Annotated in this window: 16 protein-coding genes; 3 read left to right on the top strand and 13 right to left on the bottom strand. The window is 53.8% G+C overall.

What is annotated here, in order from left to right:
* Positions 1 to 35: 35 nt before the first annotated feature.
* The 8 genes from J2I47_RS00160 to J2I47_RS00125 all read right to left on the bottom strand — a co-directional run bounded on the left by J2I47_RS00160 (position 36) and on the right by J2I47_RS00125 (position 6,050).
* On the bottom strand, positions 36 to 1,097 hold the full coding sequence (locus tag J2I47_RS00160; protein ID WP_207362522.1) for an NAD(P)/FAD-dependent oxidoreductase: 1,062 nt from the start codon (positions 1,095 to 1,097) through the stop codon (positions 36 to 38).
* The gene (cmk, locus tag J2I47_RS00155) at positions 1,094 to 1,822 is read right to left on the bottom strand and encodes a (d)CMP kinase (protein WP_207362521.1); all 729 of its coding nucleotides are present in this window, start codon (positions 1,820 to 1,822) and stop codon (positions 1,094 to 1,096) included. The genes J2I47_RS00160 and cmk overlap by 4 nt, the downstream gene beginning before the upstream one ends.
* Before the next feature lie 45 nt (positions 1,823 to 1,867).
* Entirely contained in the window at positions 1,868 to 2,416 is a 549-nt protein-coding gene (locus J2I47_RS00150) for a GNAT family N-acetyltransferase (RefSeq protein ID WP_207362520.1), read from the bottom strand.
* A 100-nt stretch (positions 2,417 to 2,516) separates the two neighbouring features.
* A complete protein-coding gene (locus J2I47_RS00145) occupies positions 2,517 to 2,684 on the bottom strand; it encodes a hypothetical protein (protein WP_207362519.1) in 168 nt (55 codons plus the stop codon).
* Between the two features lie 11 nt (positions 2,685 to 2,695).
* The gene (locus J2I47_RS00140; RefSeq protein ID WP_207362518.1) at positions 2,696 to 3,025 is read right to left on the bottom strand and encodes an L-rhamnose mutarotase; all 330 of its coding nucleotides are present in this window, start codon (positions 3,023 to 3,025) and stop codon (positions 2,696 to 2,698) included.
* A gap of 69 nt (positions 3,026 to 3,094) precedes the next feature.
* Entirely contained in the window at positions 3,095 to 4,399 is a 1,305-nt protein-coding gene (fucP, locus tag J2I47_RS00135; RefSeq protein ID WP_207362517.1) for an L-fucose:H+ symporter permease, read from the bottom strand.
* Between the two features lie 40 nt (positions 4,400 to 4,439).
* Positions 4,440 to 5,222: an L-fucose dehydrogenase gene (locus J2I47_RS00130; protein ID WP_207362516.1), complete on the bottom strand. Its 783-nt coding sequence runs from the start codon at positions 5,220 to 5,222 to the stop codon at positions 4,440 to 4,442.
* Positions 5,223 to 5,225: 3 nt separating this feature from the next.
* On the bottom strand, positions 5,226 to 6,050 hold the full coding sequence (locus J2I47_RS00125; protein ID WP_207362515.1) for an amidohydrolase family protein: 825 nt from the start codon (positions 6,048 to 6,050) through the stop codon (positions 5,226 to 5,228).
* On the opposite strand from J2I47_RS00125, the gene J2I47_RS26930 reads away from it, so the two are divergent.
* A complete protein-coding gene (locus J2I47_RS26930) occupies positions 6,043 to 6,312 on the top strand; it encodes a four helix bundle protein (RefSeq protein ID WP_374759892.1) in 270 nt (89 codons plus the stop codon). The two genes, J2I47_RS00125 and J2I47_RS26930, sit on opposite strands and share 8 nt — an antisense overlap.
* 126 nt (positions 6,313 to 6,438) lie before the next feature.
* Here the strand turns inward: J2I47_RS26930 and J2I47_RS00115 are convergent, their stop codons facing one another.
* On the bottom strand, positions 6,439 to 7,293 hold the full coding sequence (locus J2I47_RS00115) for a fumarylacetoacetate hydrolase family protein (RefSeq protein ID WP_207362513.1): 855 nt from the start codon (positions 7,291 to 7,293) through the stop codon (positions 6,439 to 6,441).
* 55 nt (positions 7,294 to 7,348) lie between these two features.
* Complete coding sequence (locus J2I47_RS00110; protein ID WP_207362512.1) at positions 7,349 to 10,621, bottom strand: PKD domain-containing protein; 3,273 nt, start codon at positions 10,619 to 10,621, stop codon at positions 7,349 to 7,351.
* A gap of 284 nt (positions 10,622 to 10,905) precedes the next feature.
* On the opposite strand from J2I47_RS00110, the gene J2I47_RS00105 reads away from it, so the two are divergent.
* Together J2I47_RS00105 and J2I47_RS00100 are read left to right on the top strand one after the other, a co-directional pair.
* On the top strand, positions 10,906 to 11,658 hold the full coding sequence (locus tag J2I47_RS00105; protein WP_207362511.1) for an SDR family oxidoreductase: 753 nt from the start codon (positions 10,906 to 10,908) through the stop codon (positions 11,656 to 11,658).
* 81 nt (positions 11,659 to 11,739) lie between these two features.
* On the top strand, positions 11,740 to 12,357 hold the full coding sequence (locus J2I47_RS00100; protein WP_207362510.1) for a Uma2 family endonuclease: 618 nt from the start codon (positions 11,740 to 11,742) through the stop codon (positions 12,355 to 12,357).
* Positions 12,358 to 12,527: 170 nt separating this feature from the next.
* Here the strand turns inward: J2I47_RS00100 and J2I47_RS00095 are convergent, their stop codons facing one another.
* The 3 genes from J2I47_RS00095 to J2I47_RS00085 form a co-directional block, all read right to left on the bottom strand.
* Positions 12,528 to 12,839 (bottom strand): hypothetical protein, encoded by a 312-nt coding sequence (locus J2I47_RS00095; protein WP_207362509.1) that lies wholly within the window; start codon positions 12,837 to 12,839, stop codon positions 12,528 to 12,530.
* 154 nt (positions 12,840 to 12,993) lie between these two features.
* A complete protein-coding gene (locus tag J2I47_RS00090) occupies positions 12,994 to 13,767 on the bottom strand; it encodes an SDR family NAD(P)-dependent oxidoreductase (RefSeq protein WP_207362508.1) in 774 nt (257 codons plus the stop codon).
* A 162-nt stretch (positions 13,768 to 13,929) separates the two neighbouring features.
* Positions 13,930 to 15,594, bottom strand: a complete 1,665-nt coding sequence (locus J2I47_RS00085) for a UxaA family hydrolase (RefSeq protein ID WP_207362507.1) — start codon at positions 15,592 to 15,594, stop codon at positions 13,930 to 13,932.
* Positions 15,595 to 15,705 lie beyond the last annotated feature (111 nt).

Raw genomic sequence — 15,705 nt, 5'->3', positions numbered from 1 at the left:
CAGAGCGAGCTAACTAACGTTTTGGAGTAACTTACTTATAACGAACGAAAACGACTAATATTAACGGCCTCATTTATTTCTTGACCAGCCCATAAAGCGCCCGCAAACTGATCGGCCAGGTAGGGAGCGAGTGATACGCCTTTGGTACCCATACCACCAAAAATACCAATTCGTGGCAACTGTGGGTGCATGCCAACAAACGGGCGTCGGTCTTTGGTAGACGGTCGGATACCCGCCTGCTGCTGAACAACGGTAAACGGAATGCGCAGTAAATCACGGGCTTTCGTTTCTAAAAACGTACGCCCTGCCTCTGTTGTTTGCCAGTCAAGCTCATGCCACGAATACGTCGCCCCGATCCGAATGATAGTGCGGTTGATAGGCATCACAAACACACCCTGATTAATGATATCCTGAACCGGGTAGTCGGTCACGCGGGCGGTCAGTATTTCACCCTTCACTACGTTGTAGGGCAGGTAAGAGAATAACGGGTTTGCCTGTCCGTGTGATCCTTCGCAAAAAATGACGTAGCGGTATCGTACACCCGCGTAGGTGACTGAATCTGAGCCAATGGTCAGGTTATCGGGCTGCACATCGGCCCTGATAAACCGGTCTTTTTGTATGAAATAGGTCCGTACCGCCCCCACAAAAGAAGGTAAATCGACCCAGCCCGCCTGCGTTACGCGCAACCCACCGAATGGATTGCTGACTACGGCACCATAAGCCGCGTCGTCACCAGGCTCACCAACGTACCTGACCAGGTCAGCATCAGCCGTAACCTGTTGATAATCAGCCCGTTCTTTCGCATCTCGATAGGGACGGTAAATGCCGAGCGGGGTAAAAAAAGATTGATTGAGTTGCCCTTCGGCGGCGGTATAGAACTGATGCAGATAGGGAAACAGCCGGTCGGCCTCCCAGGTGCGCACCAGTTTTCGACCTGTAAGGGGGTTCACAATCCCCGCCGCCACTGCCGATGCTGCGGGCAGTGATGCCGACGAAGCCACCGTAACCGAGCAACCGTAGCGTTCTAATGTCAGTGCCAGCACCGACCCGGCCACCCCCTGCCCTACTACAAGTACGTCGGCTACGGCACTGCTCATGAAGCAGCGGGCTCGCGATCACGACCAAGACGACCGTGGCGATGCAGCTTAGCAATATGCCGGTCGGCGAGTTCAACTACCCATTCCACTTGCTCGTCGATCATCATGAAGGAGGTATCAAGCAGAATAGCGTCGGCGGCCTGCGTAAGGGGACTTTCTGAGCGGGTACTGTCGATATGATCGCGCTTTTCGAGGTTACGTACAATGTCGTCAAGGTTCACTAGTTCACCTTTTTCGAGTAGCTCTACCTGCCGTCGCTTGGCCCGGATGAAGGTGTCGGCGGTCATAAACACTTTCACTTCAGCGTCTGGGAAAACCTTGGTACCGATGTCGCGTCCATCCATCACTACGCCCCGTTTCCGGCCCATCCGTTGCTGTTGTGCCACCATAGCTCGCCGCACCTCCACGATGGTGCTGACCTCAGAGACCATATTGGAAATGTACATTTTCCGGATCTCATCTTCTACGTTCAATCCGTTGAGGCATGTTTCATTTCGACCCGTTTTTTCGTTGAAATTAAACGATACGTGCAGGTTTTCGAGGGCTGTGGCAATAGCCTTCGGATCGGTATGCGAAACGCTATTCTGGTGAAAGTACAAACTCACGGCGCGGTACATGGCCCCGGTGTCGATATAGGCATAGCCCATTCGGGCGGCTACGGCCTTGGCGGTTGTGCTTTTCCCACAACTTGAATAACCGTCTATGGCAATGATTATTTTCGACATGAATCTCCGTTGAACTGGCCCGCAAAGAAACCACAATCGGGGCGTTTATGAAAGTTGGCCCTGCTGCTGAAGGTACTCCTCGCGCAGGATGGCGTAGATGTGTTCGTCCACAAAGCGGTTATTTTTAATGGCCCCTTTCAGCAATGTAGCCTCATGCCGGAAGTGAGCACGTTCCAGCACTTTCATTGAGCCAACATTACCGTCTAACACGCAGGCAAACACCCGGTTAACCTGCGTGTTATTGAAAATATAGTTGACCATAACTGGTATGATTTCGGTCACGATACCCCGCCCCCAATAAGGCTCGGCCAGCCAATAGCCTACCTCGGCGTTGTAGCGGTATAGGTCGTCGCGGACAGTATAGCCCACGTTACCCACCGCCTCGCCATCGACTTCAATAGCCAGATTAGTAGGCAGTTGATACGTTTTGTTAGACCGCACCCAGGAGGTAGCGTCGCGCAGGGTGTATGGATACGGGAAAAAATCGCGCACCCAATTCCATATGTTGCGGTTGCTAGCGTGGCGTGATAAGGGTTCTTCATCTCCCTCGCGCCAGGAACGCAGTCGGCAGGTGGTTAGATCGATGCTGGTCAACGGTGTAAGCTTATGGCGGGCAAATAGGGTTGTATCTGCCAAAATAACAACCTATGGGCCGGTTTGTTAACCGAAGATTACCCGGCAGATGCTTTACAGCTCACGGCGTTGTAGCATAAAATGCTTCTACATCAACCGGCGATAGCCCTCGGGCAATTTCGTCGGCGTTGGCAAAGTTGCGCACGTCGAGTACCTCCGGTAACTGCGTGTAGGCAGCGGTGGTTTTCCCCGCGCCGTTGGGTCCGGCCAGGATGTAGAAGTTGGGCATAGATTATCGAATTACGGCAGGTCATAGATCTGCTTCATCAGCACCCATTTTTCGCCGGACCGGGCAAAGGGCAGAGCTTGCTGATAGGTCCACATGAGAGCCTCCCATTCCTGCACGGTGGGGTTGTCGGCGTCCATCTGCGCCTTACGCTCGAAGGAAAACGTGTCGTCGGTTTCCATGAGCATCACCAGCCGGTTGCCTGCGCGGTAGAGGGTCATACCCGTAATACCCGCCGCCCGAATGGTAGACTCAATGGCGGGCCGCATCGTGGCGTGATAGTACTCATACTCGGCAATCAGCGCCGGGTCATCTTTCAGGTCAAGAGCAAGGACGTGGAGCATGTAGAGGAGGAAAGGGGAAAAGGAAGGAGTGGAGAAATGAGAAGAGAGAAGGAAAGCTGATTTCTTTATTTACGCGAAGCTCCCTTCCCCCATTCCTCCCTTCTCCCTTTCCTCCTTTACAATATGACCCTTCCAGCCGTACCAGGCCACGACCAGAAAGCAGAGCAATGGAACAATGTAGGCGATCTGGATATTGCTGCGGTCAGAGATGAGGCCCATGAACAGGGGGAAAACGGCTCCACCCGCCACCGACATTACAAGTAACGAAGAGCCAAATTCGCGATCATGACCCAGCCGGTTGATACCCAGTGCGAAGATGGTGGGAAACATGATGGATTCGAAAAAAGGCACGGCGAAAACGGCCCAAACAGCCAGTTCAGACTGGAAGGTGAGCGCACCCAACAGCAGCACCATACAGGCCACCGAACAGATCATCAGCAGGCGGTTGGCAGGCATGAACCGCGTCAGAAACGTACCCACAAAGCGACCTATCAGAAAGCCCAGCAATGCATAGCCCAGCCACGCGGCGGCCTGTTTCTCAGGTATATTGCTGGTGTACTTGGCATAACGGATGAAAAAACTGGTTACGCACACCTGCGCGCCAACATAAAAGAACTGGGCAATCACCGCCCCCGACAAGTGCCGATGGCGCCACGCCGACCGCAACGACGATACTCGTCCGGCTGCCTGATCCTGCACGGCGGGCATTTTTGTGATTATGAACAGCCCCATCACACCCAACACCACTAGCCCGATAATGATGTACGGCGTTTTGACTGAATCGGCCTCTGATTGCAGGTACTGATTCAGCGCTACGGGCGTCATACCGGCCAGTTCGGCAGGGGTATGTTCAATGCCGCTGAGAATAAATTTACCACCCAAAAACGGCGCAATAAATGAGCCTAATCCATTAAACGATTGGCTCAGGTTGAGCCGTGTCGTGGCCGATTCGGGTGCACCCAGCAGAGTGACATAGGGGTTGGCGGCCGTTTCCAGAAATGCACAGCCCGCCGCGATAATGAACAGTGCCCCCAAAAACAGGGCATAGAACCGGGTGTTGGCGGCGGGCACAAACAAAAACGCCCCCAGCGCATAGAGTGCCAGACCCATCAGGATTCCCCGTTTATACCCATATTTCCGCATCACCAATCCCGCCGGGATAGCCATGATGAAATAAGCCAGATACACCGACGAGTCGATCAAAGCCGACTGTAAATCAGAAAGTTGACATGCTTTCTTCAGGTGCGGAATCAGAATTGGCTCCAGGTTATGAACAAATGCCCACAGAAAAAACAGACTCGTAATGAGTGCAAATGCCAGTTTGACGTTTCCGACTGGCGCAGCGGTGGTGGTAACAGGGTTTGGATGGGTCATGAGGATAGGGGAATGTACATTGTACATTAGTCATTGTGCATTATACAGCTCGGTCTAAATGCGTGTAGCCCCCGTCTACGTGGATGAGTTGGCCGGTGGTGTGGCTGGACAGGTCAGAGAGTAAGAACGCCACCATGTTCGCAATTTCGGTGGGGGTGGTCATGCGTTGTCCCAGCGGAATTTTGGCCGTGATATCGCGCAGTGTAGCGGCAGGGTCGGGCAGGGTGTTGAGCCAGTTTTCGTAGAGCGGCGTCCAGCATTCGGCCACCACCACAGCGTTGACCCGAATACCGTCGGGCAGGAGTTCCACGGCCCATTCGCGGGTGAGGGCATTGCGCCCACCGTTGGCGGCGGCATAAGCCGATGTCCCCCCCTGCCCCGTCTCGGCTACCTTCGACGTGATATTCACGATGGCCCCGTGCGCTGCTTTTAGTGCAGGCAAGGCGTGGTGGGCCATAAGGTAATAGTGCACCACATTCCTGTGCAAGGAGGCCATAAACGCTTCGTAATTACCTGATGATAAGTTGATTCCATCGTTGACGCCCGCGTTATTCACCAGGCCATTCAGCTGCCCATCTGTTTTCTTAAGCACTTCGTTTACGGCCCGTTGACAATCATCTGGCTTAGTCAAATCAGCCCAAAACCCATAAGCGCGTCCGCCAGCTTCGGTTAAGCTATCTACTGTTTTCTGTAGGGCAGCTTCGTCACGGTCAACAAGGGCTACTGTTGCACCTTCGGCCAGCAGCACCCGCGCAATGCCTTCGCCAATACCTTTGGCACCGCCCGTGATCAGAATGACCTTATCGTGTAGGTTCAGGTTCATGGTTTAGAGCCGGTAGAACCGTGTTGCATTTGCGCCAAAGACCTTGGCACGGGCTTCATCGCCCCATTTTAATACGTACTCTTCCACTACGGTTTTCACCTGTGTATAATCGGCGGCGGTGAGGCAGACGGGCCAGTCGGAGCCAAATAACAGCCGGTCGGGGCCGAAGTGTTCAAACACCACGTCGAGGTAGGGAAACAGGTCGGCTTTACTCCAGTTTTGCCAGTCGGCCTCGGTCACCATACCCGACACTTTGCAGGACACATTAGGCTGTTTGGCAATCTCGGCCATGAAGTTCGACCAGCGGCTGATCTCCTGCTTCCTGATCACCGGCTTGGCCAGATGATCAATCACGAAATTCACTTCGGGCACCGCCCGTACGAGATGCAAAGCCGCTTTCAGCTGGCTGGGGTAGATCAGGATATCGTACGAAAAGTCGAACGCAGCCAGTTGCCGGATGCCCCGGACTACGTTGGGCCGCATCAGAAAGTCATCGGGCTCAGCCTGCGCCACGTGCCGAAAACCCCGAATCTCTTCATACTGCGAATAGGCCTCCAGCCGGTCATAGATGTCGTTGGCCTGCAGATCGACCCAGCCTACCACGCCCTGAATAAAGCCGTAGGCCTGCATCATATTGACCATAAACAAGGTCTCTTCGTCAGACTGATGCACCTGTACGGCCACGGTGCCTTCGATACCATTGGCCCGTAGAACAGGCTCAAGATCGGCAGGCAGGAAATCGCGGCGCAGGGCAGCCATATCGTCGGTAAGCCAGGCGTCGCGTTCGGGGGTGTAGACCCAAAAATGCTGGTGTGCGTCAATGGTCATAGAGAGGAGGTTAGACGCTGGACGTTGGATATTGGACAATCCTTGTGATGAAATCTATGGACTCACATCACAGATAAAGCGATGTTCTGTTTCGATGCCATCTACTGTTGCAGAAGGATGTGGTAGGGGAAAAAACGCTCAGTTGATTCACTTTCTAGACATCTCAATTGGATCTTCCTGCGAATTAGAGACGCAAATTATCCTGGCAAAAGACGTCGACTATTGTTCGAAAAGAACTTTGACCAATGGACAAGTCGAGTGAACTCTTTCCAACGCCAGACCCGGGTATTTCGAGAACGTCTTGCTAAGAATACGCTTTAAGTATGTTGGATGCTAGATATTGGACTACGTTAAATAATTCATAACCAACGTCCAATGTCCAACGTCCTCATTGGTACCCCACCGCCATCTGCTTCTGCTCCCCCAGCCCCTCAATGCCCAACGTTACTACGTCGCCGGGTTTCAGGTAGCGGGGTGGTTTGAAACCCATACCAACACCCGAGGGCGTACCAGTAGAGATGACGTCGCCGGGGAGCAGGGTCATAAACTGACTAATGTAGCTGACGAGTGTTTTCACGTTGAAAATCATGTCGTTTGTGTCTGAATCCTGTAGCTTTTCATCGTTCACACATAGCCAGAGGCCCAGCGCATTGGGGTCCGGCACTTCATCTGCCGTAACCAGATACGGACCTAGTGGCGCAAAGGTGTCGCAACCTTTGCCTTTGTCCCATTGCCCACCGCGCTCCAGTTGAAATTCGCGCTCGCTGTAGTCGTTCAGCACGGCATAGCCCGCCACATGGTCCAGTGCTTCGTCAAGTTCCACGTAGCTGGCCCGCTTGCCAATCACCACGGCCAGTTCTACCTCCCAGTCCGTTTTCAGCGATTTTTTCGGAATCACTACGTTGTCATTAGGTCCGCAGAGCGAGGTAGTCGCTTTGAAAAACAAAATCGGCTCTGCGGGGGGTGTAGCGCCAGTTTCGGCGGCGTGTTTGGCGTAATTCAACCCCACGCAAATAATCTTGGACGGTCGTTTTATACACGGCCCAAAGCGCGAATCGGCGGGGATGTCGGGGCAGTGGGGGGCGTGGGCCGTGAGCCAGTGCGCCAAGCGGGCGGGGCCGTCGGTCTCAAAGAATATCTCGTCAAAATCACCGCCGAAGTGCGTTACGTCAATGTGGCGGCCGTCGGGTAGCAGCACGCCGGGATGTTCGTGCCCGTCGGGGCCAAAGCGGAATAGTTTCATGGTTGCTGGTTGTTGGTGGCAAAAGTAAGCCCGGCCATGTCTCTAACTATACCCGTTAGCGGACGCGCCAATCCAGCCACGCGCAATCATCCTCGCCATTGCCAACACCATTGCCCGGAACACTGTCTGCGTCGACGGGCAAATTCGGTCCTGGCCCACCCACCGACCATACCTGCGCCGCCGTTCGGCCTGGCCCCGTCTTTGTTGGCCGCACTACAAACACCATCACCGCCGATTGCTGGGGTAGAACCCTGGCAAATGTAGCCTCGACCACAACATAGTCGGTGCCTGTTGCTACCACCGACAGCGCCGAAGGTAGGCTCAGCGTCAGGTACCGGAGCGTATCGCGCACCACCACATTGGTAGCTGTCAGGCTGCCAGCGTTGGCAACGGTTGCGGTGATTGTCAGGGGTTGACCAACGGCGGGTGTACGGCTGCTGACCTGTAGGCTCAGGCTTAGATCTACTCTGTTAGCCACTGGGCTGGGCTGGTTGCGCTGCAACGGCGGCAATGGCACCTGACCAGGATTGGGCGACACCCAATTGGCGGTGCTGGCTTCAATGGTACGCAAATCGGCGGTGGCCTGGTCATCTTCTCCGTCGCCGGTCCCCGAACCGGCCTGGCTGTCGGGGTCGAATGTGTCGGTGCTGGCCAGTTCGGCACTAAGCCGGTAGTGGCCCGCCATCCTGGGCTTAAGGGTCATTTCCAGCGTTTGGCTAAACCCCGTCGAAACCGCCACCATACCCGACACTACCCCGTTTTGGTAGGTCATCGAAGGACTACTGACGAATGATAAATTAGTGGGTAACTGACTATTGATCAAAACGTTCGATACGGCATCGGGCCCACTATTTGCCACTGTTAACATCACTTTGACCGTGCTGTCGACCGAACCAACACGGCGGTTAAACGCCAGTTGCAGGCTCAGGTCGGCGGTGGTGCTGTTTACGACCTCAAACGCCCTCTCTACAGCCGTTGCCGGGCGAAACAGATTGCCACCAGACTGCACTGCCCGCAACACAACCCGCCCCACGCGTCCGGTGAGGTATACCGCTTCGCCCTGCATGTAGGCGGGTCCCTCCACCACATAAACCATCACAGGCAGACCCGAACTGCTCCAGACAACAGGCTGGAATGACGTGGCCGAAACGGCTCGTCTGCCCGGCGTCGGAAACGTAATAGTCTGGGCCATACCACCGCAATCGGGGTAGAGGTCTCTGGTTACGGTGGTACTCAGGCCCGCCGCGTCAGTCACCGTCAGCACCACCCGATACCAATAAGTTTCTAACCCGCTACACGTTCCCAGCGGTGGCACCACCACAGAGGCCGTTGGCGTGGTCAGGTCAGCTTCGGGGTGGCCATGATCGTTGTGCTGTTCAATCACCTGCCAACGGTAGGTTAACTGATTACCAGCGTGTTCCTGATCACTCACCACCGCCGAGAGCGCCAGCGACGTAGTGGTCGTAGCACTCAGCAGGGTCAGATTGTCGAGGCTGGTGCTCAGAATTGCTGGCGGCGTATTGTTGACTGATACTACCACTGCCTGCTGCGCCGATGCTCCACCCGCGTCGGTTACCGTTAGCGTAGCCGTATACGTCTGCACGCCCAGGGCGGTGTAGCTGTGCGTAGGGCTGGGCAGGGTGCTCGTTGCACCATCACCAAAAGTCCAGACGTAGGTAAGAGCCGTCTTTTCAGGGTCATACGACGTGCTGCCATTAAACCGTACTGCCAGCGGACCGGGACCAAACTGCCTGTCGGCCTGCGCCCGTGCCACTGGTGGCTGATTGCTTGTATAACTGACCTGAAACGGGTCGATCGTGAAGCCGTAGAACATATACAGCTTGGCATTGTTGGGATTTACGGTGAACCCGATGATATTATTAAATTCCTGACCAAAATGCTTCACTTCCAATATGTTATCTTCATCATCGACATTGATGCAGCTAATCCAGCCCCGGGAATAATCACTGAAAAAGTACTTGTTCCGGTACGCTTCGGGTAGGGTATTCACGCGGGATGTCCACCCCCCATCAATAATGGCTGTTGAGCCGTTGGTAATGTTGGCATAGGGCAAATTGAGATCGGGCATTTTCACCTGAACACCGTGCTGAAGGTAGGTAACACCCTGCTGTTGATGGCCAATGGCTAATTCAGGTTTGGAAAACAACGCCAGTGAATCGCTCGGATCAGGCAGCGCGTTGTAGTAAATGTTCTGGCTGGAGTCGGAGGCATTCACGATTTTGTTGGGAGGCACCACGTAAAACTCCGACCGGCCTTCCACAAAACTGGATCCTTCAAAAAAAGGCCAGCCAAAGTTCTGCCCGGCCCTTTTCATCACGTGCACTTCTTCGTAGCGGTTCCAGCCCACGTCGCCAATATAGAGCGAACCGGGCTGGCCCACCGCAGGGTTGGTGCTGCCCGTGCCGGGACGCATACTCATGCGGTAGGGGTTTCGCAGCCCCCGCGCAAACACCCGCGACCGCGCCGACCGGGGATGCGCCGGGTCGAAATAGGGGTTGCTGGGCAGGCCGTTGCCCGTGGCGGGATCGAGGCGTAAAATCTTGCCACAATGCGAATCGAGCAGCTGACTGCGGTAGGAACCAACGTTTTCCCGAAACGTCATAATGCCATCGTCGAGCGCCTGTTGCCAATAATTGGAGCCGTAGCCCGGATTGTCTTTACCGCCCACATCGCGCCCGTTCAGGCCCGCACCATCGCCGGTAGCCACCAGCAGCGACCCATCGGCACCAAAGGCCAGGTCGCCCCCCGCGTGCGACCCGTCGAGCACCGGCGCACTTGTCGACTTCGATTCGCCCAGTAACACCAGCCTGCTGCCGGGCACCACGCTCATCTGATTGGGGTTGGTAGCCGTCAGGCTTTGGGGGCTAACGGTGTAGCGCGTTACCCGCAAAATGGTGGCGCCCATATCGTTGACGTCGGCATCATAGGTCGGTGTGCCGTAGTAAAACAGATGATGGCGATCCATTACGTAGCTCAGATACACATACCCGTTGAGGCTGAAATTAGGGTCCAGTTCTAAACTCAGCAGCCCCCGGTCAGACGAGTTGTCTACTTCTTCCCGAAGGTCAATCAGAGGATTGTTGGCTCGTATACCATTAATCGTCACATACACACGACCTGCTTTTTCGCAGGTATACATCCGGTTGCTGGCATCGAAATCGAGGTCGAGGCTTCTACCCGGTAGCCGCTGCCCGTACTGTGCCGTTTCGAAACCCGGCGGACCTTGTTGCGCTGACAACGGATGCACGATGGTAAATAAAATCAGAAATAAAAAAAGCTGGCTAGCCGTGAGGATAGGTTTAATCATGTCAAGAATGGTGTGTTATTATTAACTGGTTATTTTGTCTAAGTAGCAACTACATATTTGATAGATTACTACTCTTAATTATACAATACACTGAAAATTAGTTAACCTTTACAAGGAATAATTATTTTTTTTAAACGGTACTTTATATAACGTAGATTAATGGAAGCAATTGATTGGGGATATTATTTGATATAAAAGGCGGGACAAGGCTTAGCGGCATGCGTTGTTCAGTTCATTAAATCAAGTCCCAAAACCGGTTCTGTTTCGCAACAGGTTATTTGTTTATGAACAAGAAAACCGTCATTATCACCGGGGCCGGGCAGGGCATTGGCCGCGCCACCGCCGAGTTTTTGCTCAACCACAACTACGCCGTTTCGCTCTGGGAAAACCAACCCGACGCCCTCGCCGAAGTGCAAACCGAACTAGGCCCAGCCCACCCCGACGCGCAGTTTTTACACTGCGATGTATCAGACGAAAAAGCCGTGAAAAAGGCCATTTCTGATACCGTGAAGCATTTTGGCCGCATCGACGCGCTCGTTAACAATGCGGTGGTGATGCATCACAAATCGATTGACGAGCTAAGCGTTGATGAGTGGAACGAGGCCATTGGTGTAAACCTGTCGGGACCCTTTTTGTGCGCTAAATACGCCGTTCCGCACCTGCGCAAACAGCACGGCACCATCATCAGCCTCTGCTCTACGCGGGCGTTCCAGTCTGAGCCCGACACATTTGGTTATTCGGCTTCTAAAGGCGGTATTTTTGCGCTGACGCACTCGCTGGCTGTGAGCCTTGGCCCCGACGTGCGGGCCAACTGCATCAGCCCCGGCTGGATCGACGTGTCGGGCCTGAAAACGGGGCATCCGGACGCGGAAAAACTCAGCCCCGCCGACCACAGCCAACACCCTGCCGGGCGTGTTGGCCGGCCTGACGACATTGCCCGAATGATTCTGTTTTTGCTCGACGAGGCCAATGATTTCATCACCGGTCAAAACTTCATCATCGACGGCGGCATGACCCGAAAAATGATATACGTGTAGCGCGGTGCTGGTTTCGGCCAGTATTACGCGACCCAACAGCACAGCTTTTTCGTTATTATTACAGCACCAAATTCACCACCAATGCTGACCGTCGAAACCCTGCTACAAGCCCCAAACCTCCGTTCATTATTAGACGAGACCGAAAAGGCCTGGCAGGATGAACAACGTCGTCGCCATGAATTTTGGGCCGATGCCGACGAAGGGGTGAAAGCTGAATTTATTCTGGGTGAAATTATTTACCACTCGCCCGTCTATGGTCGGCATTGGATGGCCTCGACCAACATTACGCGCCGGTTACTCCCTTTCGTGTATGATAATCGACTAGGCATGGTTGGCTATAAGAAGGTAATGGTACGAATGACTCGTAACGATTATGAACCCGACATTTGCTTCTGGAACGACGATATTGCCAGTAGTTTTGGTCAGAAACAATCCGCTTTCCCCTCACCCGATTTCATCGTTGAAATTCTCTCTGACAGTACAAAAGACCGGGACTACGGCGTCAAAATGACAGACTACGCCCTCCACGGCGTGCGCGAATATTGGATTGTTGATGTTGACAATGAGGCTATCGAGCAATATCTGCTGTCTGGAACTGAGTTCACCCTAGCCCAAAAATTAAAAGACGGTACCTTGGCGGCTGAAGCCATTCCCGGTTTTGCTATTGCTGTAAAAGACGTATTTGCCTTTGGCATGTGAATTAGGTGCTCAGCCTCAATATCGCTAACAATAGCAACAACTTGCTGTTGATCAGTCATTTGTAAATTTCCCAAACGCGTTGTATAACTAATGTTATATAATGTGAATAGATCTTGATTTATCAGAATCGTTTGAATAGTGACAATCTAACTATTATTCAAATTAGAGTATCAAGCTCGTAGTTCTGCCAAATCTGATTTTGAATACTTGGATAAAAGAGAAACCATTTTCTGCGTAGTAATTTTAATGCTAGCTCTTTGCTCTTCATTAGGGTCGTCCCAAAGATTCGTTTGTAGCTGAATTAAATAATTTTCAATGGGTCGATTCGCTAGATAAGTCTGTATAACAGGCATCACATAGCTTGAGTATTCTCCAAGAGCATCTATGCCATAATCAATTGGCTTAAACCGCTGTAAAATTTCAAGAGGGTCCCACTCATCAAGTAGTCTTCCAACCTCTACCAATACAGATTTGTGTTGCATCAATTGAAAATTTCTTGTTGTATAAGTGGCAACTACGTAAAGTGGGGCTGCGATCTTACCGGCGATACTATACCGTGGTGCTGGCTACGACACCGGCCAGTCTAAACCCTACGGGTTCTTTAGGCTTAACCATAGGTACATACCTGCTTTATTACTACGTACTCAGTCGCACCACGCCACCGTCGATAGGGTAGTCGCAGCCGGTGACGAAACCCGCCTCGTCGGAGCAGAGGTAGAGGGCCAGGGCGGCAATTTCGTTTGGGGTACCCATGCGGCCAATAGGTTGTGCTTTCGATAGTTTGTCGAACATCTCGGCTTCGTTTCCGGCGTAGTTTTTGGCCAGAAAACCATCCACAAACGGGGTATGTACCCGCGCCGGACTGATGCAGTTGCAGCGGATGTGGTGGGGCAAATAATCTTTGGCTACCGACAGTGTCATGCTCAGGACCGCACCCTTGCTCATGGAATAGGCAAAGCGGTCGTTCAGACCCAGCGTGGCGGCAATAGAAGCCATGTTCAGAATAACCCCGCCACCAGCAGCGCGCATGTGGGGCAACACCGCGTTGAGGCAGTTGTACACGCCCTTCACGTTCACCGAAAAGACCCGATCAAAATCAGCTTCTGTGGTGGTTTCGGCGTTGCCAATATGCGCAATACCGGCGTTGTTGACCAGAATGTGCACCGGTCCTTCGCCCGCAATCTCGCCGATCACGCGCTGCACGTCGGCCTGGTCACTGACATCAACTACATGCAGCGACATGCCTCCGGCGTTGTCGCTGATAGCCGTAAAAAGTGATTCAGGATCGTCCATTGCCCGGTCCAGCACATGCACATGCGCCCCGGCCTGCACAAACGTCCGGCAAATGGCCAGCCCAATGCCGCTGGCTCCACCCGTCACGATGGCTGTTTTGTTTTGAAGAGAGAACATGATGAAGGGATTTGGGATTGTGGATTTGGGATTTCGGATTGGTTGCTGACGCGGACGTACCACGGACTTTAGTCCGTAAAAATCAGAACACATACGGACTAAAGTCCGTGGTACGTCCGCGTCAGCAACCAATCCGAAATCCCAAATCCACAATCCCAAATTTTAAAGTGATACTCCCCGCTTCCAGGGGATAAAATCGTTTTGTCCGAGTTGTTCGGCTTTGGTCAGGACCTCGCCGGAGGCCACGCCGATAAGCCAGTTAAGAAGGGCGTCGCCGTTTTGTTCGATGGTCTGTTCACCCCTGATGATAGGACCACTATCGAAGTCGATCACATCGGGCATCCGGGTTTGCAGGGCGGTATTGGTCGATATTTTCACGACGGGGCAAACAGGGTTGCCCGTGGGGGTGCCGAGGCCCGTGGTAAATAGAATCAGGTTGGCGCCCGACCCCGCCATGCCCGTAGTGGCCTCTACATCGTTGCCCGGCGTACAAAGCAAGTTCAGGCCCGGTGCAGTAACCGGTTCGGCGTAATCGAGCACGTCGGCCACCCAGGCCAGCCCGCCCTTCTTCGCCGCCCCCGCCGACTTGATGGCGTCTGTGATCAGTCCGTCTTTAATATTGCCCGGCGAAGGGTTCATATCAAACCCCGACCCGGCCGCTTCGGCCTGGGCGGCGTAGGTTTCCATGAGATCAATGAATTTCTGCGCCTGCGCGTCGTCGGGCATCCGGTCGATCAGGTTCTGTTCGGCTCCGCACAGTTCAGGAAACTCGGCCAGCACAGTACGCCCGCCCAATGCCCCCAGCAGGTCTGACAGATGCCCAATAGCCGGGTTGGCCGACAGCCCCGAAAAGCCGTCGGAACCACCGCATTTGAGGCCTACACAAAGCTGGCTGAGGGGTGTTGGTTGCCGCTCAATTTTGTTTATCTCGATCAGGTGCAGAAACGTTTCTTTTATCGCCTGCGACAACATGTCGTATTCGGTACCCGCCTGCTGCTCATAAATTAATATGGGCTTTTTGCCGTGCGGGTTCTGCCGCTTTACCGCCGACGCCAGCATATCGCCCTGAAGATGCTGACACCCCAGGCTGAGTACCGTGGCCCCCGCCACGTTGGGGTTATTGATGTAGCCCGCCAGCAGTTCACAGAGCATAGCCGAGTCTTGCCGGGTGCCGCCGCAGCCCATTTCGTGGGTCAGAAACCGGATGCCATCCACATTGTTAAAGGGCCGTTCGGGAGCCTGAGTCAGCGTCTTGTTTTGCTCGGCATCCACAAACGGCTGCATCTTTTTGATCACGTCGGTTTGTCCGTGCTGGTAGAGGTGCAGCATCTCACGCACCTGATCACGGTACCGGTCGGTTTGGCCGTAGCCTAGCTCGCGCTCAAATGCTTCTTTCATCATCAGCACGTTCCGGTTCTCGCAGAATACCAGCGGAATTACAAGCCAGTAGTTACGTGTTCCCACCCGTCCATCGGCACGGGGATAGCCCATAAACGTTTTTTGGGCAAACGCCGAAGCGTCGGGCGGCTGATACGTATAGGGCTGCCGTTTGGCGATCCCGTAGGCATCGGCCTCGTGTTTAAGGTTGAACGTCGTGATCACCTCGCCCCGGGCAATGGGCTGCGTGGCCCGCCCCACCGTGACGCCGTACATCCGCACAGGGTCGCCGGGCTGGCGGTCTTCGGTCACGAATTTGTGCTTGGCGCGGGCACCATTGGGCAGGATATAGGTATCGTTTTCCAGCACAACCTGTTCACCGGCGGGCAGGTCCTGGAGGGCTACGATCACATTATCAGTGGCTTGTAATTTAAGAATTAGGTCAGGCATAGGCATGAAGATTGCCGAAAGAGTGATGTTGGTAAAAAAGCGGCTGATTCGCCGGGTATACCTACGCGTACGTAGGCTAAAACTTTACGGTTTCGTTTGCTTATCTACCTG

The organism is Fibrella rubiginis (assembly GCF_017353185.1).
Taxonomy (GTDB): Bacteria; Bacteroidota; Bacteroidia; order Cytophagales; family Spirosomataceae; genus Fibrella; species Fibrella rubiginis.
Note: the sequence above shows the minus strand (reverse complement) of the source record. Positions and strands in the feature narration are given on the sequence as shown.

What these genes read in the sequence shown, in the direction of transcription:
- J2I47_RS00085 (WP_207362507.1), bottom strand. Translation starts at nt 15,594, where the DNA reads ATGCCTGACCTAATTCTTAAATTACAAGCCACTGATAATGTGATCGTA.
- cmk (WP_207362521.1), bottom strand. Translation starts at nt 1,822, where the DNA reads ATGTCGAAAATAATCATTGCCATAGACGGTTATTCAAGTTGTGGGAAA.
- J2I47_RS00105 (WP_207362511.1), top strand. Translation starts at nt 10,906, where the DNA reads ATGAACAAGAAAACCGTCATTATCACCGGGGCCGGGCAGGGCATTGGC.
- J2I47_RS26930 (WP_374759892.1), top strand. Translation starts at nt 6,043, where the DNA reads ATGGTCATAGAGAGGAGGTTAGACGCTGGACGTTGGATATTGGACAAT.
- J2I47_RS00130 (WP_207362516.1), bottom strand. Translation starts at nt 5,222, where the DNA reads ATGAACCTGAACCTACACGATAAGGTCATTCTGATCACGGGCGGTGCC.
- J2I47_RS00095 (WP_207362509.1), bottom strand. Translation starts at nt 12,839, where the DNA reads ATGCAACACAAATCTGTATTGGTAGAGGTTGGAAGACTACTTGATGAG.
- J2I47_RS00125 (WP_207362515.1), bottom strand. Translation starts at nt 6,050, where the DNA reads ATGACCATTGACGCACACCAGCATTTTTGGGTCTACACCCCCGAACGC.
- J2I47_RS00160 (WP_207362522.1), bottom strand. Translation starts at nt 1,097, where the DNA reads ATGAGCAGTGCCGTAGCCGACGTACTTGTAGTAGGGCAGGGGGTGGCC.
- fucP (WP_207362517.1), bottom strand. Translation starts at nt 4,399, where the DNA reads ATGACCCATCCAAACCCTGTTACCACCACCGCTGCGCCAGTCGGAAAC.
- J2I47_RS00110 (WP_207362512.1), bottom strand. Translation starts at nt 10,621, where the DNA reads ATGATTAAACCTATCCTCACGGCTAGCCAGCTTTTTTTATTTCTGATT.
- J2I47_RS00115 (WP_207362513.1), bottom strand. Translation starts at nt 7,293, where the DNA reads ATGAAACTATTCCGCTTTGGCCCCGACGGGCACGAACATCCCGGCGTG.
- J2I47_RS00100 (WP_207362510.1), top strand. Translation starts at nt 11,740, where the DNA reads ATGCTGACCGTCGAAACCCTGCTACAAGCCCCAAACCTCCGTTCATTA.
- J2I47_RS00090 (WP_207362508.1), bottom strand. Translation starts at nt 13,767, where the DNA reads ATGTTCTCTCTTCAAAACAAAACAGCCATCGTGACGGGTGGAGCCAGC.
- J2I47_RS00140 (WP_207362518.1), bottom strand. Translation starts at nt 3,025, where the DNA reads ATGCTCCACGTCCTTGCTCTTGACCTGAAAGATGACCCGGCGCTGATT.
- J2I47_RS00145 (WP_207362519.1), bottom strand. Translation starts at nt 2,684, where the DNA reads ATGCCCAACTTCTACATCCTGGCCGGACCCAACGGCGCGGGGAAAACC.